The sequence below is a fragment of the Ruegeria sp. HKCCSA071 genome (genome assembly GCF_017872555.1).
Taxonomy (GTDB): Bacteria; Pseudomonadota; Alphaproteobacteria; order Rhodobacterales; family Rhodobacteraceae; genus Ruegeria.
On the sequence record NZ_JAEDOX010000002.1, the window covers coordinates 163,520 to 186,305 of the forward strand.

General features: G+C 60.4%; 21 protein-coding genes. 9 read left to right on the forward strand and 12 right to left on the reverse strand.

What is annotated here, in order from left to right:
* Positions 1-4 precede the first annotated feature (4 nt).
* A complete protein-coding gene (locus I9188_RS08770; protein WP_209505096.1) occupies positions 5-1,717 on the reverse strand; it encodes an adenylate/guanylate cyclase domain-containing protein in 1,713 nt (570 codons plus the stop codon).
* A gap of 330 nt (positions 1,718-2,047) precedes the next feature.
* On the opposite strand from I9188_RS08770, the gene pnp reads away from it, so the two are divergent.
* Positions 2,048-4,198 (forward strand): polyribonucleotide nucleotidyltransferase, encoded by a 2,151-nt coding sequence (gene pnp / locus I9188_RS08775; RefSeq protein ID WP_209505097.1) that lies wholly within the window; start codon positions 2,048-2,050, stop codon positions 4,196-4,198.
* Positions 4,199-4,374: 176 nt separating this feature from the next.
* A complete protein-coding gene (locus I9188_RS20445) occupies positions 4,375-5,379 on the forward strand; it encodes a Hint domain-containing protein (protein ID WP_209505098.1) in 1,005 nt (334 codons plus the stop codon).
* Between the two features lie 12 nt (positions 5,380-5,391).
* Here the strand turns inward: I9188_RS20445 and I9188_RS08785 are convergent, their stop codons facing one another.
* Positions 5,392-6,027: a DUF1326 domain-containing protein gene (locus I9188_RS08785; protein ID WP_209505099.1), complete on the reverse strand. Its 636-nt coding sequence runs from the start codon at positions 6,025-6,027 to the stop codon at positions 5,392-5,394.
* 267 nt (positions 6,028-6,294) lie between these two features.
* On the opposite strand from I9188_RS08785, the gene I9188_RS08790 reads away from it, so the two are divergent.
* Entirely contained in the window at positions 6,295-6,984 is a 690-nt protein-coding gene (locus I9188_RS08790; protein ID WP_209505100.1) for an outer membrane beta-barrel protein, read from the forward strand.
* Positions 6,985-7,113: 129 nt separating this feature from the next.
* Here the strand turns inward: I9188_RS08790 and I9188_RS08795 are convergent, their stop codons facing one another.
* On the reverse strand, positions 7,114-7,764 hold the full coding sequence (locus I9188_RS08795; RefSeq protein ID WP_209505101.1) for a peroxiredoxin: 651 nt from the start codon (positions 7,762-7,764) through the stop codon (positions 7,114-7,116).
* Positions 7,765-7,978: 214 nt separating this feature from the next.
* Here I9188_RS08795 and I9188_RS08800 point away from each other — a divergent pair, with 214 nt between their 5' ends.
* Positions 7,979-9,418 carry an aldehyde dehydrogenase family protein gene (locus I9188_RS08800; protein ID WP_209505102.1) on the forward strand — a complete coding sequence of 480 codons (1,440 nt, stop codon included), beginning with the start codon at positions 7,979-7,981 and terminating at the stop codon, positions 9,416-9,418.
* Positions 9,419-9,479: 61 nt separating this feature from the next.
* On the opposite strand, the gene I9188_RS08805 is transcribed toward I9188_RS08800, so the two are convergent.
* Positions 9,480-9,914, reverse strand: a complete 435-nt coding sequence (locus I9188_RS08805; RefSeq protein ID WP_209505103.1) for a glyoxalase superfamily protein — start codon at positions 9,912-9,914, stop codon at positions 9,480-9,482.
* Positions 9,915-10,091: 177 nt separating this feature from the next.
* The gene (locus I9188_RS08810) at positions 10,092-10,943 is read right to left on the reverse strand and encodes a bifunctional helix-turn-helix domain-containing protein/methylated-DNA--[protein]-cysteine S-methyltransferase (protein ID WP_209505104.1); all 852 of its coding nucleotides are present in this window, start codon (positions 10,941-10,943) and stop codon (positions 10,092-10,094) included.
* A gap of 117 nt (positions 10,944-11,060) precedes the next feature.
* On the opposite strand from I9188_RS08810, the gene nth reads away from it, so the two are divergent.
* Positions 11,061-11,705, forward strand: a complete 645-nt coding sequence (nth, locus tag I9188_RS08815; RefSeq protein WP_209505105.1) for an endonuclease III — start codon at positions 11,061-11,063, stop codon at positions 11,703-11,705.
* Entirely contained in the window at positions 11,702-12,691 is a 990-nt protein-coding gene (locus I9188_RS08820; RefSeq protein ID WP_209505106.1) for an adenosine kinase, read from the forward strand. The genes nth and I9188_RS08820 overlap by 4 nt, the downstream gene beginning before the upstream one ends.
* Positions 12,692-13,226: 535 nt before the next feature.
* Here the strand turns inward: I9188_RS08820 and I9188_RS08825 are convergent.
* On the reverse strand, positions 13,227-13,718 hold the full coding sequence (locus I9188_RS08825) for an RNA pyrophosphohydrolase (RefSeq protein WP_209505107.1): 492 nt from the start codon (positions 13,716-13,718) through the stop codon (positions 13,227-13,229).
* 137 nt (positions 13,719-13,855) lie between these two features.
* Here I9188_RS08825 and I9188_RS08830 point away from each other — a divergent pair, with 137 nt between their 5' ends.
* Positions 13,856-15,883 (forward strand): NADPH-dependent 2,4-dienoyl-CoA reductase, encoded by a 2,028-nt coding sequence (locus tag I9188_RS08830; protein WP_209505108.1) that lies wholly within the window; start codon positions 13,856-13,858, stop codon positions 15,881-15,883.
* Positions 15,884-15,903: 20 nt separating this feature from the next.
* On the opposite strand, the gene I9188_RS08835 is transcribed toward I9188_RS08830, so the two are convergent.
* Positions 15,904-16,512: a LysE family translocator gene (locus I9188_RS08835; RefSeq protein ID WP_209505109.1), complete on the reverse strand. Its 609-nt coding sequence runs from the start codon at positions 16,510-16,512 to the stop codon at positions 15,904-15,906.
* Between the two features lie 423 nt (positions 16,513-16,935).
* Here I9188_RS08835 and I9188_RS08840 point away from each other — a divergent pair, with 423 nt between their 5' ends.
* Positions 16,936-17,841 (forward strand): LysR family transcriptional regulator, encoded by a 906-nt coding sequence (locus I9188_RS08840; RefSeq protein WP_209505110.1) that lies wholly within the window; start codon positions 16,936-16,938, stop codon positions 17,839-17,841.
* A gap of 52 nt (positions 17,842-17,893) precedes the next feature.
* Here the strand turns inward: I9188_RS08840 and I9188_RS08845 are convergent, their stop codons facing one another.
* Positions 17,894-18,811 (reverse strand): hydrogen peroxide-inducible genes activator, encoded by a 918-nt coding sequence (locus I9188_RS08845; protein WP_209505111.1) that lies wholly within the window; start codon positions 18,809-18,811, stop codon positions 17,894-17,896.
* Between the two features lie 98 nt (positions 18,812-18,909).
* On the opposite strand from I9188_RS08845, the gene I9188_RS08850 reads away from it, so the two are divergent.
* Positions 18,910-19,872, forward strand: a complete 963-nt coding sequence (locus I9188_RS08850) for a sodium-dependent bicarbonate transport family permease (RefSeq protein ID WP_209505112.1) — start codon at positions 18,910-18,912, stop codon at positions 19,870-19,872.
* Here I9188_RS08850 and I9188_RS08855 read toward each other — a convergent pair.
* The 4 genes from I9188_RS08855 to I9188_RS08870 are packed head-to-tail and all read right to left on the reverse strand — an operon-like array spanning position 19,865 to position 22,781.
* Positions 19,865-20,767, reverse strand: a complete 903-nt coding sequence (locus tag I9188_RS08855; protein WP_209505113.1) for an OmpA family protein — start codon at positions 20,765-20,767, stop codon at positions 19,865-19,867. The two genes, I9188_RS08850 and I9188_RS08855, sit on opposite strands and share 8 nt — an antisense overlap.
* Entirely contained in the window at positions 20,764-21,336 is a 573-nt protein-coding gene (locus tag I9188_RS08860) for a peroxidase-related enzyme (protein ID WP_209505114.1), read from the reverse strand. Before I9188_RS08860 ends, I9188_RS08855 begins: the two co-directional genes overlap by 4 nt.
* Before the next feature lie 15 nt (positions 21,337-21,351).
* A complete protein-coding gene (locus I9188_RS08865) occupies positions 21,352-22,062 on the reverse strand; it encodes a GNAT family N-acetyltransferase (RefSeq protein ID WP_209505115.1) in 711 nt (236 codons plus the stop codon).
* Positions 22,059-22,781 carry a molybdopterin-binding protein gene (locus I9188_RS08870; RefSeq protein ID WP_209505116.1) on the reverse strand — a complete coding sequence of 241 codons (723 nt, stop codon included), beginning with the start codon at positions 22,779-22,781 and terminating at the stop codon, positions 22,059-22,061. The genes I9188_RS08865 and I9188_RS08870 overlap by 4 nt, the downstream gene beginning before the upstream one ends.
* Positions 22,782-22,786: the final 5 nt, after the last annotated feature.

Consider the following 22,786-nt stretch of genomic DNA (forward strand, 5'->3'; position numbering starts at 1 on the left):
GCCGTTATTCGGGAAGACCGGCCTTTTTCCACCCTTCGCGCCAGCTTTCCGCACAGGCCGGAACGGTAAAGATTGGCAAACTGGTCTGATCCGAGGAAGCGGTGATATCGGGGCGCAGCGCTTGCAGGTCGCTTATCGCCGCCTGCGCCGCTGCGGCATCCGACATCTGGCCCAAGGCGGCAATAAGCATCAGGTGGCTCATGACAAATCCTGACCGAACGGCCAGAGCGTCACGCGCTGCGGCGGCGGCCTCGTCATACCGGCACAGCTGAAACAGCGCGCTTGCCCGGGCGATATGCGCCGCATGGCGCATGGGGTCTTTCGGGCTGAGTTCAATGGCATGTGTTGCGTGTTCCAATGCCTCGTCCGACCGGTTCAACATGCACAGGTTGATGGAGGCGAGCATGTGAACACTTGCAGCATTGGGGTTTTCGGCCAGCGCCTGTTTGAACGCCGCACGCGCACGCGGCAGGTCGCGGGACAGCATCGAGATTGAATGCGCCGCATAAGCCATGGCAATGCCGTCGGCGCGGTCGCTCATGAGAACGCGTTCTGCGGCGCTGATGGCAGCCTTGGGCCCTTCACCGATGGGATCAAGCCCCTGCACAAGCCGCTGAATATGCAGCCAGGCCAGCAACCCTGCCGCAGCGGCGTAATCCGGGTCGCGGTCCAGCGCCAGCGTCGTCAGCCGGATGGCTTCGCGATTGGCGTCATCTGTCAGCAGATGAAAATGCGACTGCGCCTGAAGATAGAGTTCATAGGCTTCGAGGTTTTCGGTCGGCTTGGCGCGGGACCGGTTCGTTTCGGCGTGGCGCAGCGAAGGTTCGATCGCCGTGACGACCTCTTGCGTAACCTTGTCCTGAAGCTCGAAGATATCGTCCAGCACCCCGTCAAAGCGATCGGCCCACAGGTGGCTGCCATTTTCCGCATCGATCAACTGCCCGGTGATCCGGACACGCTGTCCCGCGCGGCGGACGGACCCTTCCAACACATACCGAACCCCGAGCGTCAGGCCGACCTGGCGGATATCCGTCGTTTTTCCCTTGAAGATGAAGGACGAGTTTCGGGCCACGACCATCAGCCAGCGAAAGCGCGACAGTTCCGTGATGATGTCCTCGGTTATACCGTCGGCAAAGAACTCTTGCTCGGGGTCGCCGGACATGTTGTCGAAGGGCAGGACGGCGATCCCCGGGCGGGTGTCGGCGGGTGTTGCAAGATTGGCGGTTGAGCCCTTTGGCCAACACCAGACACCAACGCGGCGTGCGATGTTCTTTAGCTCGGCCTGCCCGCCGCCGCCGAACAGGCCCGCATCGCCCCGGTCGAGACTGTGATGCGCCGTGTCCGAAATCAGGATCTGATCGGGTTTGGCGAGAGCTTCGAGCCGGGCAGCGACATTGATGCCATCACCGAAGATGTCCTCGCCTTCCGCAATGACCTCGCCCGTGTGAATACCGATGCGCAGCCGCAGCCCTTCGGGCTTGTCGCAGGATTGCAGGGCAATCGCAAAATCCGACGCGTCGGACGTTGACTGGAATTCGGCGATCCAGCCATCCCCCATGCTTTTGATCAATGTGCCGTTGTGGGATTCCAGCAGGGCGGTGAGCGTGTCGTCACGGAACGATTTCAGCGCTGCAAGTGTACCCTGCCGGTCCTGATCCATAAGCGCCGAGTACCCGACAACGTCAGCCGCCAGCACTGTCGTAAGCCGTCTTTTCATTCGCACCCCCGATGAAAGTGAGGTTAGCGCAGTGATCCGGTTCTGTCAGGCCATTTCCCGGACGGGGGCAAAGGCACGCAGCGCGCCATCATGCGGCCCCTGTGCCTTGTGTCGCGCTGCGAGGGGTCAGGACCTGCCTCAGCATGATCCGGCCAGCTTTTTCGGTTTCGCTTTCCTTCCAACGCATTCTCATGTATGCGCGCGGTATCTGAGACGTTGTGCCCTGACCCCGGCACTCGAACGGAAGATAAATGGGGTCGGCGGCAATGGGGCCGCCATGCAAAACCGGAGACCCGCAGGGGCGGGAGTGCTCCGTTCTAGGATACGCATATGTTTGATGTAACGAAGAAATCAATGCAGTGGGGCGAGGAAACGCTGACACTGGAAACCGGCAAGGTTGCCCGTCAGGCCGACGGCACCGTGATTGCCACGCTGGGCGAAACCAGCGTCATGGCCAACGTGACCTTTGCCAAGAGCCAAAAACCCGGTCAGGACTTTTTCCCGCTGACCGTACATTACCAAGAGAAATATTATGCTGCCGGTAAGGTTCCGGGTGGCTTCTTCAAGCGCGAGGCGCGCCCGACCGAGAAAGAGACGCTGACCGCGCGTCTGATCGACCGTCCGATCCGCCCGCTGTTCGTTGACGGTTTCAAAAACGAAGTGCTGGTGATGTGCACCGTGCTGAGCCACGATCTGGTCAATGATCCCGACATCGTCGCGATGATCGCCGCGTCGGCTGCGCTGACCATTTCCGGCGCGCCGTTCATGGGCCCGATCGCCGGAGCCCGCGTTGGTTTCGTGGATGGCGAATACGTCCTGAACCCGACCGTGGATGACATGCAGGACCTGCGCCTGAACCCTGAACAGCGTCTGGATCTGGTTGTTGCCGGTACCAAAGACGCCGTGATGATGGTGGAATCGGAAGCCTATGAGCTGTCCGAGGCCGAAATGCTGGGTGCCGTGACCTTTGCGCATGCACAGATCCAGCCGGTCATCGACCTGATCATTTCGCTGGCCGAAGACGCCGCGAAAGAGCCGTTCGAATTCGTCGCACCCGATTACTCGGAGCTTTACGCCGCTGTTTCGGCTGCCGGTGAAGAGCAGATGCGCGCCGCGTTCGCGATCACCGACAAGCAGGAGCGCACCGCCGCTGTTGCCGCTGCCCGTGAAGCGATCAAGGAAGCGCTGACCGAGGAACAGCTGGAAGACGCCAACCTTGGTTCGGCGATGAAGAAGCTGGAAGCCGGTATTCTGCGCGGTGACGTCGTCAAGGGCGGCAAGCGCATCGACGGTCGTTCGACCACCGATGTGCGTGCCATCGAAGCCGAAACCTCGCTGCTGCCGCGCACACACGGCTCTGCCCTGTTCACCCGCGGTGAAACTCAGGCGCTGGCCGTGACCACGCTGGGCACCGGCGACGATGAGCAGTTCATCGATGCGCTGCACGGCAACTTCAAATCGAACTTCCTGCTGCATTACAACTTCCCTCCGTACTCGGTGGGTGAGGTTGGCCGCGTGGGTTCGCCCGGCCGTCGCGAAATCGGTCACGGCAAGCTGGCATGGCGCGCGCTTCAGGCGGTTCTGCCTGCGCCGACCGACTTCCCCTATACCATCCGCGTGGTGTCCGAGATCACCGAATCCAACGGCTCCAGCTCGATGGCGTCTGTCTGCGGCGGTTCGCTGTCGATGATGGATGCGGGTGTTCCGCTGAAAGCCCCGGTTGCCGGTGTTGCCATGGGCCTGATCCTGGAAGATGACGGGTCTTACGCAGTTCTGACCGACATTCTGGGTGACGAAGACCACCTGGGCGATATGGACTTCAAGGTTGCGGGTACTGCAAACGGCATCACCTCGCTTCAGATGGACATCAAGGTCGCGGGCATCACGCCTCAGATCATGGAAACCGCCCTGGCACAGGCCAAGGACGGCCGGATGCACATCCTGGGCGAGATGGGCAAAGCCCTGTCCGAGACCAACGAGTTCTCGGTCCACGCGCCGCGCATCGAGACCATGAACATCCCGACCGACAAGATCCGTGAAGTGATCGGTTCGGGCGGCAAAGTCATCCGCGAGATCGTCGAGGTTTCGGGTGCCAAGGTCGACATCAACGACGATGGCGTCATCAAGATCGCATCGCCCGATGGGGAATCGATCAAGAAGGCCTATGACATGATCTGGTCGATCGTGGCCGAGCCGGAAGAAGGTCAGGTCTATACCGGCAAGGTGGTCAAGATCGTCGATTTCGGTGCCTTTGTGAACTTCTTTGGCAAGCGCGACGGTCTGGTCCACGTGTCCCAGATCGAAAACCGCCGCCTGAACCATCCGTCGGATGTTCTGAAGGAAGGTCAGGAAGTGAAGGTCAAGCTGCTGGGCTTTGACGATCGCGGCAAGGTTCGCCTGTCGATGAAAGTGGTCGATCAGGAAACCGGCGAAGAGATCGTTCCCGAGAAGAAAGAAAAGAAAGAGGAAAGCGCAGAGTAATCTGCCCACCCTCTGATTGAATGCGAAAAGCCCCGGTTTCGACCGGGGCTTTTTTTGTCCGTGCGGTCAAGAACACCGGGTGTCCCGTGGCTTGGTAAATCAATTGTTAACACTTCATGCGTGTATTTACTCAACCATAAGGATGATCTTGTTGCATTCAGGGATGCTTTTCGACCGTGGCCTCGATAACCGTTTTCGAAATCAGCGCAGACCCCTATAGCAATAGAAGCGTCGATATTACTGCCGCTTATTCCGTTGATATCACCGACAATGACGCCCTGTTGCAGGATCCTGACCCTGACAGCGCGCAGCTTGATCTGTCGGCCCTGCCCGGTTTTTCCGGGACAAGCCAAAATTTCAGCACCTTTGAAAGCTATTCGGGGACGGTGAACGGGGCGCCTGTCACCTTCATTCTGGTACAGTTCTCGAACCCGCGCTACATCATCGTTACCTCGGGTCAGGCGCAGCTGAACGATACGATCACGGGGACCAGCTTTGGCGGGACGGCAGCGCCAAGCACCTATCAGACTTTGCCGTCTTTCGTGTGTTTTACCACCGGGTCCCTGATCCGGACGCCCACCGGGCTGCGCCGGGTCGAAACCCTGAACCCCGGCGACCCGGTTCTTACAGCCAAGGGCCATATCCGCCCAGTGCGCTGGATCGGCAGGCGTCGCTTGTCAGCGCAGGAGTTGCAACAGGACCCTCATCTTTGCCCTGTCCGGATCATGGCGGGGTGTTTCGGGCCGAACAGCCCAAACCGTGATCTGGTCGTCTCACCACAGCACCGGATCGCCGTCACCTCGGCGATGATGGAGCTGATGCATTGCGAGACCGCGATGCTGGCCCCGGCCAAGGGGTTGATCAACGGGCGGACAATCGTTCAGGAGCTGCCCGCGCAAGGGGTCGAGTTTGTCCATATCCTCTTTGACCGGCATGAACTGGTAAACGTCGAAGGCATCTGGTCCGAATCCTTCTATCCCGGTGACACGACACTGGGCGCGATGGCACCTGCCACACGGCGCGAGCTGTTCACCCTGTTCCCGGATCTGGCCTGCGGTGCCGATGGCTATGGATCAACCGCGTTGCCGGTGCTGAAACCCTTCGAGGTTCGGGTGCTGAGGGCGGATCTGACGTTGCCCTGCTGGACGCCCGTCCTGAACGCACCTGCGCGCGCCGCCTGACAGGGGGGCCGATCAGTGGGCAACACCGCTGGGCCCGTGTTTCAGAAAGTGCCACTGGCCATAGCTGTCCTTCAGGTCCAGCTTGATCGCGGCGTCAGAGCGGGTCGAGGCGCTGCCAATCTCGGCAATGGAAAACTCGATCCCGCCGGGAATATCGATGCGCACCCGATGCGCGCCGCCGCCATGCGGGGCCTGAATCGGCTGTCCGGTGGATTTCAGAACATCACCAACGTTAACGCTAGCCGTGCGCTCTTCTAGGTCCATCTCGAATTCGATCGGCAGGTAGAGCGTGTCATGAACCGTCTCGCACATTGCCCTGAACACGTACCAATGCGTCGCCATTTCTTCGGTTTCTTCTCCGTGAAAGACCTTTTCCAGCGCGTCACGCTGTGCCGGGGTTGCTGCGGGATCGACAATCACCTGCATCTCGCCGCCGCCTTCAAAGATCGGCCCCGGCCAGGCATAGATCAGCGCGGCTTTGGTCCCGCTGAGGTCGGTGTCACCGAAATGCCCTTTGGTCACCTCCAGCACTTCGAACCCCCGGCAATCGCCATGGGTCGGCAACTCTTCGAACTGGCAGGGGCAAGAATAGCCGCAGTTGCAGTTCCCGAAACTCTCTCCTTCAACATACCAATCTGTAAAAGCCATGGTCTTCTCCCGCTAAGTACAGTCCGAAAGCCCGAGGTGATTGGTCGTATGCCTGAGTTTTGCCCCCCGCGCACTCTATCACAAATTGCCCGGAACCAGAACCTGAGGGCCATGAGACGGCAGATGAACGGTCCTGCCCAGCCCCGGATCTATTCATTCACGCGCGTCCAAAAACCTGTGAAACGAAGTGATAGCCCCGCGCCTTTCCTTTCCGTCAAGCCCGCCCACATCGAGGCCAAGCAGAGTTTTGGAGCAACGGAGACAATCATGTTCAAGCGCATTTTACTTACCTCAACGGCCCTTGCCGCCAGCGCGACGGCGCTTGCCGCGCAAAGCCTGGGCGACGGCACCTATGTTCAGGGCTTTGTCGGGTACAGCCAGTTGCAGGACAGCGATTTCGCAGGCACGATCGGCGGCGCGCCGCAGTCGGTCGACACGGAGTTCGACGCAGGGTTCGGTCTGGGCGTGGCCATCGGCAAGGAGATCCCGCAATGGTCCAATGACAGGTTCGGCACGCGTATTGAGCTGGAGCTGTCTTACCGCGACAGCGACGTGGATGGTGTGAACTTCTCGGGCAACGGGCCGGGGGCCGAGGGCAATATCTCGGGCGATGTCACGCAGACCTCATTGTTTGCCAATGTGCTGTTCGATTTCAAACAGGCGGGTGCGCTGACGCCCTATGCCGGGTTTGGTCTGGGGGCCACCTATTCGGATCTGGATTTTGCCTATGGGCCCGGTGTGGCGCTGGATGACAGCGACACCGCCTTTGCCGCGCAGCTGATCGCCGGTGTGGCTTACGAGATCAACCCGTCAACCGCCTTTACCGTCGACGCCCGCTATGCCCGCGCCTTTGACGTCTCGTCGCGGCGGCTGGCCCCGAACGGTGCGTTGACCGGCATCGTCGAAGACGATCTGGATACGTTCAGTGTCAATTTCGGGCTTCGGTACAAGTTCTGAGGTCTAGGGGCAGGTTTCCCGCCGGTCACCCTGCCCCCGCCTGCTTCATCTGGCCCCAAATATCCTCGGGGGGGATCGTGCCGGCAGGCGCGATGGGGGGCAGACAGCCCCCCTGACCCGGTAACCGCCTTAGGACGGCGCTTTGGTCTTGCGCAGATAGGGAAAGATCGTCTCGAACGCGCCGAATTTGGCCTTGGCGTCTTCGTTCGACACTGAGGGCGGGATGATCACGTCTTCACCCGGCACCCAGTTGGCGGGTGTTGCGACACCTTTTGACGACATCTGCAACCCGTCCAGCGCGCGCAGGATTTCCGCAAAGTTGCGGCCCACGGTCATCGGATAGGTCATCGACAGTTTCAGCTGCTTGTCAGGGCCGATGATAAAGACCGACCGCACGGTGGCGCTGTCAGCCGGGGTGCGACCATCAGGCAGGTAGGCTTCGGCAGGCAGCATGTCGAAGGCTTTCGACACCGCCAGACCCTCATCAGCGATGATCGGGAACCCGGGATTGGCCTTACCGTATTCCTCGATATCCTTCTTCCACTTCTTGTGGTCTTCGACACCGTCAACCGAAACGCCGATCACCTTGGTGTTGCGCGCGGCCCATTCGTCGTTCAGCTGCGCAACGGCCGAGAATTCGGTGGTGCAGACAGGCGTGAAATCCTTGGGGTGCGAGAACAGAATGGCCCAGCTGTCGCCAATCCAGTCGTGAAACTGAATGGTGCCCTGATCTGTTTCTGCGGTGAAGTTCGGGACCGTATCGTTGATGCGCAAACCCATGGGGTATCTCCTTTCCAGTATTAACCTGAGTCGATTGCCCGCAACCTAATCACTTTGCCCATGGGTTAAAACTTGCATCGTGGTCGCGGCCTGGAAATTCACCGGTTTCACTGGAAAAATAATTTGATCAAATTATCTATTGCCCCCTGTTCGCTTGGGTGACAGAGTGTCGGCGAACAGCCGGATTCTAGCTGAACCGACAGGAGGGCTCAGGATGATCGAAAAGCGGAATTTCTATATCAATGGTCAATGGGTCGCGCCGTCGCAACCCAATGATTTCGAGGTCATCAACCCCTCGACCGAGGAGCCGTGCGCGGTGATCTCACTGGGTGGGCAGGCCGACACGGATGCGGCAGTTGCCGCCGCCAAGGCCGCCCTGCCGGGCTGGATGGCAACGCCGGTAGAGGCCCGCATCGCGCTGGTCGAGAAGCTGATCGACATCTACCAGACCCGCGCGGAAGATCTGGCGCAGGCCATGTCGCTGGAAATGGGCGCGCCGATTGACATGTCGCGCAGCCAGCAGGTTGGTGCAGGCACATGGCATTTGCAAAACTTCATCCGCGCGGCCAAGGCGTTTCAGTTTGAACGCCCTCTGGGGGATCACGCCCCGAATGACCGGATCATCTATGAGGCGGTTGGCGTGGCCGCATTGATCACGCCCTGGAACTGGCCGATGAACCAGGTCACGCTCAAGGTCGGTGCAGCGGCGATTGCGGGCTGCACGATGGTTCTGAAACCCTCCGAGCAAAGCCCGCTGAACGCGATGATTTTTGCCGAGATGATGGACGAGGCAGGGTTCCCGCCCGGTGTCTTCAATCTGGTAAACGGCGATGGCGCGGGCGTTGGCTCGCAGCTGTCGGGTCATCCCGACGTAGATATGGTCAGCTTTACCGGCTCGACCCGTGCGGGTACGGCGATTTCGAAGAACGCGGCAGAAACGCTCAAGAAAGTGCATCTGGAGCTGGGTGGCAAAGGCGCCAATGTGGTCTTTGCCGATGCCGATGAAAAGGCTGTCAAACGCGGCGTGCTGCATATGATGAACAACACCGGCCAAAGCTGTAACGCGCCGAGCCGGATGCTGGTGCAGCGACCGATCTATGATCAGGCTGTTGAGATCGCCGCCGAGGTCGCCAGCAAGGTCACGGTGGGCAGTGCCGCAGAAGAGGGCCGCCATATCGGACCCGTCGTGAATGAGGTTCAGTGGACCAAGATTCAGGACCTGATCCAGAAAGGTATCGACGAAGGGGCGCGGCTGGTCGCGGGCGGCACCGGACGCCCCGAGGGGCTGAACAAGGGCTATTATGTCCGCCCGACGGTCTTTGCCGATGCCAACAACCAGATGACCATCGCCCGCGAGGAAATCTTTGGCCCGGTTCTGACCATGATCCCCTTCGACACCGAGGAAGAGGCTGTCGAGATCGCCAATGATACGCCGTATGGTCTGACCAATTATGTGCAGACGCAGGACAAGGCGCGCGCCAACCGCATGGCGCGGGTTCTGCGGTCGGGCATGGTCGAGATGAACGGCCAGTCGCGCAGCGCGGGCTCTCCGTTTGGTGGGATGAAGCAATCCGGCAACGGGCGCGAAGGTGGCGTTTGGGGGCTGGAGGACTTTCTGGAAGTCAAATCCGTCGGCGGCTGGGCGGCTGAATAATACACCCAGCGCAATGCGAGATGAGAGGGCGAGGCAACGCGGTTGCCTCGCCCGTGTTATGTCAGACAGGCCGCACCACTAGCTGGGGTTCCCCGTCGGACGTATGGCGACGGGAACGACCGTCCCAACCAATCTCTCCGGTCACGCGCTGGCGATAGGCCGAGAAACTGTCGAACCGGACCACATCGACGGGCGTGTCGAACTGCAGGGTCACCCGGCGGTGCGCACCGTCCCCCAACATGGTCAGACCACGAATTTCCGCTGTGAACGGCTGGCCCAGGTAGCGACCTTCGACCCGGTCCCCCACACGCAAACGCATCCGGTTGCCCGCCATCGCGTGCAATGTGTTCCAGTCGCGCACCCCATGTTGATGAGCCACCAGTTCCAGGGCCTGACCGTGCGACAGCTGAACGCCGGTGTCGCGCAGTTTCCGTCGCAGGCGTTTGGCCTGCTCTTTCAGCTCCTCCAGCGGAGCGATGTCTTGTGACAGTGTCATGTTTTGCCTCGTTTCCTTGAACGGGCGCGAGTTTAGGACGGGGTTCGCATTACCATCCGCGCGCCGGGAAAGGGCAACAGATGTTTGTTCAACCGGGTTTCACCAAAGCCAATGGCCGCGAACGGCAGGGGACCCGAACCTGCGGTGCTTTTTGGCAGCGGTCGGGTCTGCTGTCAATCAGGCGTCGGCCTGTGCCGCCTCATAGGCCAGCATGGCCCGTTTGACCGGCAGACCCCAGTGATAGCCGCCCAACCCCCCGGATTTGCGCAGGGCGCGGTGACACGGGATCAGCCAGCTGACCGGGTTGCGCCCGACCGCCGTGCCCACGGCGCGCACGGCCTGTGGCGAACCCACGCGCTGCGCGATTTCGGAATAGGTCGTCACCTGCCCCGACGGGATGTGCATCAGTGCCTCCCACACTTTGATCTGCAAGGGCGAGCCGATTAGGTAGAGCGGTGTCGGCTCTGACCGGTCGCTGGCCGTGCCGAATGCGCTGAGAACCCAGGGTCGCAGGCGCATCGGATCTTCGACATAATCCGCGTTGGGCCAGCGCGAGATCATATCCTCCATCGCCGCCTTCTCTCCGGTTTCAGCCCCGAAGGCGATGCCGCAGATGCCCTTGTCGGTGCCCATGACCAGCGCGGGGCCAAAGGGGCATTCGAACCAGCCCCAGTAGATCGTCAGACCCGCGCCCCTGCGGGCATATTCGCCGGGGCTCATGGATTCCCATTTCAGGAACAGATCATGCAGGCGGCCACTGCCGGACAGACCCACATTATGGGCGGTTTCAAGCGTGGTGAACCGTTCGCGCAGCAGCGCCTTGGCATGGCCCAGCGTCAGGTATTGCTGATACCGTTTTGGCGACACGCCGGTCCAGCGCGAGAACAGGCGCTGGAAATGGGCCGGGCTCATGTCCATCTGGCGGGCCAACTCATCAAGGCTCAGGCCCTCGCCGCCCTGATCGATCAGCTCGATTGCCCGGCGCATGACGTTGTAGTGGTATCCGCTTTCGGGGGTCTGGACGTTCATGGTTGCACCTCGTTGTCTGACACAAACCATAGCGCGCGCGACACGCTGCCGCGACCCGGAACTTGCGCATTGGCTTTGGGCTTGTGTCGCGGCCCCTCGGGCGGCATTAAGGCCCGGATGGCAAAGCAACTCGACTATCATACGATCCGCGAGATCTTTACGCGCTTTCAGGAGGCCGACCCCGAACCCAAGGGTGAGCTTGAGCATGTGAATGTCTACACGCTGGTCGTGGCCGTGGCGCTGTCGGCGCAGGCAACCGATGCGGGGGTCAACAAGGCCACGCGCGAGTTGTTCAAGATCGCCGATACGCCGCAAAAGATGCTGGATCTGGGCGAAGAGGGCCTGATCGAGCATATCAAGACCATCGGCCTGTTCCGCCAGAAGGCCAAGAACGTCATCAAGCTGAGCCGTATTCTGGTCGAAGACTATGGCGGTGAAGTTCCAAATTCCCGTGCGGCGCTGCAATCGCTGCCGGGTGTCGGGCGCAAGACCGCCAACGTTGTGCTGAACATGTGGTGGCGGCAGCCGGCGCAGGCTGTGGACACGCATATCTTTCGCGTCGGCAACCGCACCGGCATCTGCCCCGGCAAGGACGTGGACGCGGTCGAGCGCGCCATCGAAGACAATATCCCCGCCGATTTCCAACTCCATGCGCATCACTGGCTGATCCTGCATGGCCGGTACCATTGCAAGGCGCGCAAGCCGCAATGCCCGACCTGCATCATCCGTGATCTCTGTCAATTCGAGGACAAGACATTATGAAAACCTACCAGCTGACCGGTATCGGAAATGCCGTTGTGGACGTGATCTCGCAGGCCGATGACAGTTTCCTGGAACTGATGGGCATTGAAAAAGGCATCATGCAACTGATCGAGCAGGAGCGCGGCGAGCTTCTGTATGCCTCGATGGAGCGCCGGGTGCAGACGCCGGGCGGGTCCGTTGCCAACACGATTGCGGGCGCAGGTGCGCTGGGGCTGGATGCGGCCTTTATCGGGCGGGTGCATGACGACGCGCTGGGCCGGTTCTATGCGGATGCGATGAACGAAGATGGCGTCGATTTCGTGAACCCGCCGGTTCCGGGCGGGGAATTGCCGACCTCGCGCTCGATGATCTTTGTCTCGCCCGATGGCGAGCGGTCGATGAACACCTATCTGGGCATCTCTTCGGAACTGTCGTCGCATGATGTGCCCGATGAGGTCGCCGGAAGCAGCCAGATCATGTTCCTTGAGGGCTATCTGTTTGACAAGGAAAAGGGAAAGGCCGCATTTCTTGAGGCCGCGCGCGCCTGCCACAAGGGCGGCGGCAAGACCGGGATCGCCATTTCCGACCCGTTCTGCGTGGAACGGCACCGGGTCGATTTCCTGCTGCTGATCGAGAACGAGCTGGAATTTGTCATCGGCAACGAGGCCGAGATCAAATCGCTGTTTGAAACCGACGATCTGGAAGAGGCGCTGATCAAGACCGCCGAGATTTGCCCGCTGGTGGTTTGCACACGCTCGGGTGATGGCGTGACCGTCCTGAACGGAGGCGCACGCATCGACGTGCCGGTCAAGAAGATCGTCCCCGTAGACGCAACCGGCGCAGGCGACCAGTTCGCCGCAGGGTTCCTGTATGGAATGGCCACCGGGCGCGACTACGAGACCTGCGCCAGAATCGGGAACGTCTGCGCTCGCGAGGTCATCAGCCATATCGGCCCGAGACCCGAGGCGGATATGATCGAACTTCTGAGGAACGAAGGGCTGGTTTGAGTCCGAAGTTACCGGAGAAAGTACTGCACCCTCCGTTCGCTTGACATGCGTCCGTCATCTGGCAAGTTAAATAGTATTATTGTGGAGGGTAATTCTTTGAGAAAACTTCTTGCAGGAATAGCAACAGCAATCTTGACTACAGTGACCCCGACCTTCGCTCAGGAAATTACAGCTGGTTCCCGAATTACTGTGACTTCAGACTGGCACTCACAGAACGGTGGGCCATACAGCCCAAATATCGTGTCTTGCAAATCGAACAGCGGCTTGTGCCTTCGAGACACCAATACTTCTCCTGCAAACAATCCTATGACAAAAACTAAGAGTGGCTTGCAGGTCGTCTTCAAGGATTTTGGGGTTGTCTATTTGTTCAGACCGGGTGGAAAGGGCACTTTTCACGATATGTCCGGCAAGCAGACTGGAAAATTCAAGTGGACACAGTGACGACTTGACTACTGGATGGTTCGCTCCATTGCGCAACTTTGATGAATGCCAGCTAAGTCCGCCTAGCAGATCAATCTGAAAAACATCCAAGCGATCAGAATTCGCTTAGATAATCGGAAAAAGCCTCGACCACGCGCTTATACACATCGCGCTTGAAGGGCACGATTTCGGCGATCAGCCGGTCGGGCTTCTGCCATTTCCAGCGGGTAAATTCCGGGTGGTCGGTTTCGATGTTGATCTGATCGTCGGCGCCGGTGAAGCGCAGCAGGAACCATTTCTGTTCCTGCCCGCGATAGCGGCCTTTCCAGATGTGGGGCACGATGTCATGGGGCAGATCATAGGGCAGCCAGCCCTCGGTTTCGGCGATGACTTCGACCAGATCAGCCGTGACCCCGGTTTCTTCCCACAGCTCGCGCAGGGCTGCGTCGCGGGGATCTTCGCCCTTGTCCACACCGCCCTGCGGCATTTGCCAGGCGTCCGCGTGGCGGTCGTTGCGCTGGCCCACGAAGATCTTGCCCTCGGCATTCATCAGCATCAGCCCGACGCAGGGGCGATAGGGCAGTTTGGCGATTTCTTCGGGGGTCATGCGCGGCCTCATCGGGTTGTTCCGCCCACCTCTAGCAATCACCGGCGCCACAGCAAAGAGGGTGACGTGGGGTTTCGCGTGACAAAGTTTACGCGAACGTCAATCTATCACGCAAATTCAGGAGGGAGAGTTCCGCCATGACTGCGTACCCGAATATGCTGGCCCCGCTGGATCTGGGCTTTACCACGTTGAAAAACCGCGTGTTGATGGGCTCGATGCATACGGGGCTTGAGGAGACCGGCGACTGGAACCGGGTGGCCGAGTTCTATGCCGACCGGGCGCGGGGCGGCGTGGCGCTGATGGTGACGGGCGGGATTGGTCCGAACCTTGAAGGCTCGGTCCTGCCGGGGGCTTCGATGATGGTGAGCGACAAGGACGTGGCGCACCATTCCATCGTGACGCAGCGCGTACATGAAGCGGGCGGCAAGATCGCAATGCAGATCCTGCATGCGGGGCGCTATGCTTACGGGCCGAAATGCGTGGCCCCCAGCCCGGTGAAATCGCCGATCTCTCCGTTCCCGCCCACTGAGCTGGATGAAGAGGGCATCGAGAAGCAGATCAGCGATATCGTCAACGCCGCCGTACTGGCGCAAAAGGCGGGTTATGACGGGGTCGAGATTATGGGGTCGGAGGGGTACTTCCTGAACCAGTTCCTTGTGACCCATACCAACAAGCGCACCGACCGCTGGGGCGGATCTTATGAGAACCGGATGCGTCTGCCGATCGAAGTTGTGCGCCGCACGCGCGAGGCGGTGGGCACCGATTTCATCATCATCTACCGGCTGTCGATGATCGATCTGGTCCCCAACGGCTCGACCCATGACGAGGTGGTGCAACTGGCGCAGGAGATCGAAAAGGCCGGGGCCACGATCATCAATACCGGGATCGGCTGGCACGAGGCGCGGATTCCCACGATTGCCACCAGCGTGCCGCGCGCGGCCTTTGCCTGGGTGACCAAGAAGCTGATGGGCAAGGTGGGGATACCGGTGATCACATCGAACCGGATCAACACGCCCGAGGTCGCCGAAGAGGTTCTGTCGACCGGTTGCGCCGACATGGTCTCGCTGGCCCGTCCGATGCTGGCGGATGCGGATTTCGTGGCCAAGGCGATTGCGGGTGAGGCCGTAAAGATCGCGCCTTGCATTGCCTGCAATCAGGCCTGTCTGGATCACACGTTCAGCGGCAAGCTGACCTCGTGCCTCGTGAACCCGCGCGCCTGTCATGAGACGGAGCTGGTGATTGAACCGGCTAAAACGCGCAAATCCATTGCCATTGTGGGGGCAGGCCCTGCCGGTCTGTCGACCGCAATGATCGCGGCCCAGCGCGGCCACGATGTTACCCTGTTCGACCGCGCTGATGAGGTCGGCGGGCAGCTGAACATGGCCAAGCAGGTGCCGGGGAAAGAAGAATTCTGGGGACTGGTCGACTGGTACCGCACCATGATGGATGATCTGGGCGTGAAAGTGGAACTGAACCGCGAGGTAGGCGCAGATGACCTGACCGGCTTTGACGAGGTGGTCATCGCCACCGGTGTCAGCCCGCGTGATCCGCAGATACCGGGGCAGGATCGGGACAACGTGCTGAGTTACATCGACGTGCTGCGCGGCAAGGCCGAGGTTGGCAAGTCTGCTGCCGTGATCGGGGCCGGTGGCATCGGCTTTGATGTGTCCGAGTTCCTGCTGGAAGAGGGTCACAGCCCCACGACCGACCTGCCGCTGTGGATGAAGGAATGGGGCGTGACGGACCCGGCTGAACACCGTGCAGGGTTGGCGCCCGAGGGGCCGCAACCCAGCGCCCCCGCACGTCAGGTCACCCTGTTGCAGCGCAAGAAACAGGCGCATGGCAAGGGTTTGGGCAAAACCACTGGCTGGATTCACCGGGCAACGCTGAAGATGAAGAACGTCAATTTCGTGGGCGGCGTGAATTATGAGCGCATCGACGATGACGGTCTGCATGTCAGCTTTGGCGAGGAGCGCGCGGACCCGACGGTGATCCCGGCCGATACCATTGTGTTATGTGCCGGTCAGGTGTCCGAACGGTCACTGGCAGACGCGCTGATCGAGCAGGGCATCACCCCCCATGTGATCGGGGGTGCGGATGTCGCCGCCGAGCTGGACGCCAAGCGCGCGATCAATCAGGGCACGCGGCTGGCGGCGAAGTTCTGATCGCCCCGGTTTAGCGTTTCCTAGTCGGACAGCGCGAGTTTTGCACCCAGTGCGCCAAAGGCCGTTGCAAAACTCCGCCTGATCCACGTCATCACCGTTGGACGGCGGATCACATAGTCGCGGGCCAGTGCGGCGCAGCCCCCGTATCCGACGAAGACAACAAAGGTCATGGCCATAAAGGCCAGGGCCAGCTGGATCAGCGCACCCCCTGCGTTCGCCGTGTCGGCTGGCAGGAACTGCGGCAGAAACGCCAGAAAGAACAGCGACAACTTGGGGTTCAGCACGTTGATGAGCGTTCCGGTGACGGCAATCTTGAAACTGCTCTTCGCGATCTTGTCGGCGGTGACATCCAAGGCGCCGCCACTCCTGAGGATGCCCCACGCCATGTAGAAAAGGTAAATGACACCAAGGCATTTCACGAGCTGAAACGCCACGGCACTGGTGTGCAGCAATGCGGCAAGCCCGACGATACTGGCCACGGCAGCGGGAACGATTCCCACTGTGCATCCGACCGCGGCGGCAACGCTGGCCCGGAAACCGCGGCCCAGGCCAACGGCCAGTGTGTAGATGACACCGGTGCCTGGCAGCAGCACGACGATCATGGATGTGATGAAGAATTCCAGTGACATTCAAACCCCCTGCCAATGCCCGCAGGGTCGCGAACATCCGCGAAGATGTAAATAGCGATCGGTCCGGGAGCACGGATGCGGCCCGGTGTCGCCGCTGGGCGGGGTGGCGAAACTTGGCTTTGAAAAGGGTTTTCAGGGTACCGTGCCCCCGGCCAAAACACCGGGACAGGCCGACGACGATGAAAACGGATTTCCTGACCCCCTCTGTTGTCACAAAAATGCCATTCTAAGATGAACAGAAACGCGTAATTGCGCGGAAAATGCAGTATCGCAGGCGTCGGGGCCGGTTTGGAAACCACTGTTTCTGCGTTTCTCATACGCAAACGATCCGATTCAAATCCCTGATATTATCCCATGTATGCCCCGATTCCGCCCAGATTCAGAGCGATAGTCGGGTTGGAAATCAAGATCTGGGGAACGAGAATGGACCGACTGACCGAAATGGAAGCCTTCGCCAATGTGGTGGACCAGGGTGGCTTCACCGATGCGGCCAAGAAGATGGGCATCTCCAAATCGGCCGTGTCCAAACACGTCTCGAGCCTCGAAGCGCGTCTGGGAGCCCGGCTGCTGAATCGCACCACGCGCAGGGTGTCGCCGACAGAAATCGGCCTGGCCTATTATGACCGCGCGCGTCGCGTTCTGAATGATGCGGGTGAAGCGGATTCGCTGGTCACATCGATGCAATCGGCCCCGTCCGGACTGCTGCGCATCAGCGTTGCCACGGATTTCGGCGTCAATCATCTGTCGCCTGTCCTGTCCGATTTCCTGGCCGTTTACCCCGACATCACCGTGAACATGGTTCTGAACAACCGCTATGTCGAACTGATTTCCGAAGGATTTGACGTGGCCGTGCGCATCGGTGAGCTGGAAGACAGCACGTTGCGCGCCCGCAAGCTGACCGAAACGGTCAAACGCATGGTCGCCGCGCCCAGCTATATCGAACGGTTCGGGCGCCCGCAGAAGATCGACGATCTGAACGAACACAAGTTGCTGCACTATTCCAGCCAGTCGTCAGGCAATGTCTGGAAACTGACCGCACCGTCCGGTGAAAAGCGTCAGGTGCGCACCGCGGGCTGGCTGAGCGTGAATGACGGCCAGTCGCTGCTGAACGCGGCCATCTCGGGGCTGGGGATCGCGTATCTGCCCAGCTATCTTTATGCCGAAGCGTTGAAATCGGGGCGGGTTGTCGATGCCATGCCGTCCCTGCCGGACGAGGTACAGGGCATTTACGCCGTTTATCCGCCCGGCCGCTTCACACAACCCAAAGTACGGGCCTTCATCGATTTTCTGGTCGATGCATTCGAAGACAAAAGCCCGATGGATTGGTAGTTTCTCCCTGAAGACCAACCTTTGGCCCGCATGTCAAAGTGCGGGCCTTTTTTTATGAACCAATCACTGTCAGGCCGATGGATCGCGCGGAAGAGCGCAGGCTTTCCGTCAATACGTTCTGACCCGGCGGCGGCGTTTCGGCATTGCGCGCCAGCAATGCGATATCGCGATTGGCATTGGGAATGGACAGCGGGCGCAGCCGTACTTCGTCGCGGTAAATGCCCTGTCTGCGGGCAAACAGATCCGGCAGTACCGCAACCCCAACCCCCGAGGCCGCCATCAAGACAATGGAATCAAGCGTTGTGCCTTCATATTCGTCCGAAACCACGCCACCGCACTCGGCTGCCAGCGCATAGACGATGCGCGACAGGCGGTGGCTTTGGTCAAGGGTCAGGAACAGCCGGTTCTGCAAGTCGGCCGCTCTGACGCCCTGTGGGTCTTGTGCCAGAACGTCGTCAACGGCCACCGCGACCCAGAGGGGTTCGTTGAACAAGCGGTGCTGAACGGTATTGGGGTGATCCTCGGGCGTTGACAGGATCAGGTCAAACCGACCGGATTTCAGGCCCTGTTCCAGATCGCGGGTGTTTTCCTCGCGCACGACAATGCGTAATCCGGGGCGCAAGCGGTGCACCTCTTTGATGGCTTGCGGCAGCAGGTACGGCCCGATCGAAGGCAAAACGCCCAGTCGCAACCTTCCTCCGACAGGCATATCGTTGGTCATGGCGTGGCGCAGGTCCTTGACCTCGGCAAGGATCTTTTGCGCGCGCGAGATGAACTCTTCCCCCTTTGTGGTCACCTGAATTCCACCACGGTTGCGGTCAAAGATCCGAATGCCAAGCTCTTGTTCTACGGTTGCAATTTGCGCCGACAGGCTGGGTTGGCTGACATTCAGCACCTCGGCGGCCAAACTGAACCGCCCGAGGCGGCTGACCGTGACGATGTATTCCAATTGGCGCAGGGTTGGACGCATTTCATAGCCTGAAACTATATTAAACTTAAAAAGATAGTATTTGGCGAAATCAATTTTGCAAGGCACCTAGCCCTGAAACGAGGGATCAGGAGTCAAGTATGCCCGGAGTGATCGAGACGCTGTCCAGCAACCTGCTGGTGCCCACCATATTGTTTTTTGCCCTAGGGCTTCTGGCCGCTTTTGTACGCAGCGATTTGTCTATCCCGGCGGGCGCGGCCAAGTTCATGTCGCTTTACCTGCTGCTGGCTATCGGGTTCAAAGGCGGTGCCAGCCTTGCCGCGCATGGCATCCACCTGCAACTGTTCCTGACCCTGCTGGGCGGCGTGGCCCTGTCCTTTACCATCCCCTTCGTGGCCTTTGCCCTGCTGAGGGTTATGACACGGCTGGATGCGTTAAATGCAGCGGCGGTCGCAGGGCATTACGGCTCGATTTCGATTGTCACCTTTGTCACCGCCACCAGCCTGCTGGATCTGGTGGGTCTTACCCATGACGGGTTCATGGTGGCGGTTGCGGCAGCGATGGAGGTGCCAGCCATTCTGTCGGCGCTGTGGCTGGCGCACAAGACCGGCAGCAATGGCGTCAAGGATGACAAGCTGTGGCGTGATCTGCTGGCCAATGGATCGATTGTGCTGTTGACCGGGGCGTTCCTGATCGGGGCCATAACCGGGGGTGAAGGCATGCAGATGATCGCGCCTTTCATCGTCACGCCTTTCACAGGAATCCTGTGTCTGTTTCTGCTGGATATGGGGCTTTCGGCTGGGCGCAGCCTGATCAGCAATCGCGACAAACTGTCGGTTGGCCTGTTCGCCTTTGGCGTATTGATGCCCCTGATCGGCGCGCTGATGGCCTGGGCCGTCGGTGCGGTGATCGGATTGCCGCAAGGCAGCCTGTTCCTGTTCATGGTGCTGTCAGCCTCGGCGTCTTATATCGCGGTTCCGGCCGCCATGAAAATTGCACTGCCGAAGGCCGAGGCCGGGATTTATCTGACCCTGTCGCTGGGTGTGTCGTTTCCGTTCAACATCACGGTCGGATTGCCGCTGTACCTGTGGTGGGTCAGTTGACGAGCAAGACCGCCTCGACCCGGCGGTTCAGCTCGCGCCCTTCGGGGGTTGCGTTCGAGGTGAGCGGGGACAGATAGCCGACGCCCTGCGCCTCGATCCGGTCGGCAGCCACACCATGCGCATCAATCAGACGGGTGCGGACCGACTCGGCCCGGCTTTTGCTGACCGCGATATTGGCCTGCAACGCGCCGGTGTCATCGGTATGCCCCACCAGCGCCAGGCGCATCTTGGGGTTTTCGGCCAGATACCCGGCCAGCAGGGTCAGAGAGGCGTATGTCCCCTCGTCCAACGCAACCTCACCGGTTGGAAAATGCAGATCGTCCAGTATCACGTGACCCGATGTTGCCAGCGCCTCAAGCAGCCCGCCCGACCCTTCGACTGCCTGTTCGATCACGACCGGAACAGGGTCCGGTGCATTCTGGGGTGTGACGCGGATCATCTGGACATACCCGTCCGGGGGGTTGCGGCTGACCAACAGGCTGAGGGCAACAGGCCCCTTGGTGGCCGACAGGAACCGGTAATCCTGAATGGCGACATACATATCCGGGGTCGGCACGACCTCGGTGCCAAAGCGGAAATCGAACCCGCCACAGGCGCGGGCATCACATTCGAACAGAATCTTGTAGCCCTGCGCCTCGATCTGGTCGCGCAGCGGGGTCAAAAGCTGGAGGGTTGTGCTTGAGCCTGCCTGAAGCCGCCACGTGTAGCGTTCAACCCGGCCTTCGAGGGTGTCAGCAGGCACCGCACCATTCGCGAAAGGCCCCGTTGGCAGGTCATAGCTGTCCAGCGGCGAGGTGCGGTCGCTGATTTGGCGGGCGCTGGCTGGAAGGGTCAGGTCCTGCGCCAGAACCGGCCCAGCCAGCAGCGTGGCAATGAGGGCGGCTGATCGGATCATCGAAACTGCGCGTGATACTCGGGGTTGGGCACCATTGCCGTGGCACTGGCTACCCGGTTGGACATGTTGAAGAACCCGGCGACATTGGCAATGTCCCAGATATCGCGGTCGGTAAAGCCTGCATCGCGCAGCTTCTGGCGGTCGGGTTCTTCGATCTCGGCGCTGGCGGTGGTCATTTTGGCGGCAAAGTCCAGCATCGCGCGCTGCCGGGGCTCGATCGGGGCAACGCGGTAGTTCATCACCAGCATCTCGCCCAGTTGCGGGTTGCCCGAAAGCTGCCGGACCGCCGCACCATGCGCGACCAGACAGTAGAAGCACTTGTTGATCGACGACACGACTACGGCAATCATCTCGCGCTCCAGCTTGGACAGGCCGCTGTTGGCCAGCATCAGATCATTATACATCGCCGTGAACGTGTTCAGCTTGTCGATATCGAAGGCGTTCGCTTTCAGCACATTCGGCACCATGCCCAGCTTTTCGACACAGATATCAAAATATTTCTGCGTTTCCGGCGGCAGCGGATCGACCATGGGCAGGTTCAGCGCGGTGGGCATGTCTTTCTGTGTCATGGCGACCCCTTTTGTTCAGACAAGGTGACGGTAATGGTATTCACTGGCGATCTCCATCCCGAGGGCGCGATAGAGACCATTGGCACCTTCATTGGCCTTGGTGCAGATCACACTGAAGGTTTGAGCACCGTTGTCACCTGCCCAAATCGCCGCGGCGCGCATGGTCCACTGACCCAGCCCCTGACGACGGTGCGCGGGCAGGATTTCAAGCGCATGCAGCATCGCGACATCGCCATGCATCGCCACGAAGGCTGCCCCGCTGGGTTGGTCGTTGTGGCGCAGCAGCAGACCGGTTTTGGGACCCTTCGCGCGCTCCATCACCGCCAGACGTTCGGGCCCGATCCCACCAGCTGCCCAGATTTCGCGCATGATTTCAAGCGGCTCCCAGACCGAAAACACCATGACCGGAGGGATCGGCTGATCGGTGAGGTGAGAGACGGGGCACGTATAGATGTTGACCGGATCAAGGATGTCATATCCCCGTTGCGCCAGCTTTGCATCCAGCGCCTCATCCCCCGGACGCAGGCAAAATATGGATTTCTGCCCCATGGCCTGCATCGCGGCCTCGGCTGCGTCGATATCGGCATCGCTGGCCGGGGCCAGCGCATTGGCCGCAGAAACACGCGAGCCACCTCCCTGCCCTTCGCGCAGTTGAAACGGCCCCAGCTTGCGATACCGCGCGGCAGGCCATGTGCCGTCGACGATGTCCGCCCAATCGCCGCTCAAAGCGCAAGCTCTTTCGCCAGACGGGTCATGGCCGCGTCAATCCGGCTGCCATCGGTGCCGCGCACCACCACGTTGGCCCCAAAGGCCCCGTTGATCTGAAACGGATAGCAGCCGATGGACAGATCGCTGAAATCCTCGGCCAGCGCAGACAGGTTGGCGGCGATATCGCCTTCGCCCCGGTCCACGCGCAGGGTTTGCGACAACAAGGGGCTGCCACCCGTCAGTGTCGGCAGGACGCTGGCGACCATGGCCTGAAACACCAGCGGCACCCCGGCCATCACATGCACGTTCTTCAGGGTGAAACCCGGCGCGGTCGAGACCGGATTGTCGATCAATGTCGCGCCATCCGGGATACGCGCCATGCGCAGGCGGGCGGCGTTCAGTTCCTGCCCGGATTTGTCGTAATGCGCTTGCAACAGCGCGCGCGCGTCGTCGCGAATGTCAATCGGGGTATCGAAGGCGCGCGCAATGCAATCGGCGGTGATATCGTCATGGGTCGGGCCGATGCCGCCGCTGGTAAAGACGGTGTCGTGGCTGTCAGACAGCGCTTTGACTGCCGCTTCGATGGCGGGGGCGTCATCGCTGACGATGCGGACCTCTTTGAGATCGATGCCGTGTTTTGCAAGCTCCTGCGCCAGAAAATGCATGTTTGCATCGCGGGTGCGGCCCGACAGGATTTCATCCCCGATCACCAGCATTGCTGCGGTTGGATTGGCCATGGCGC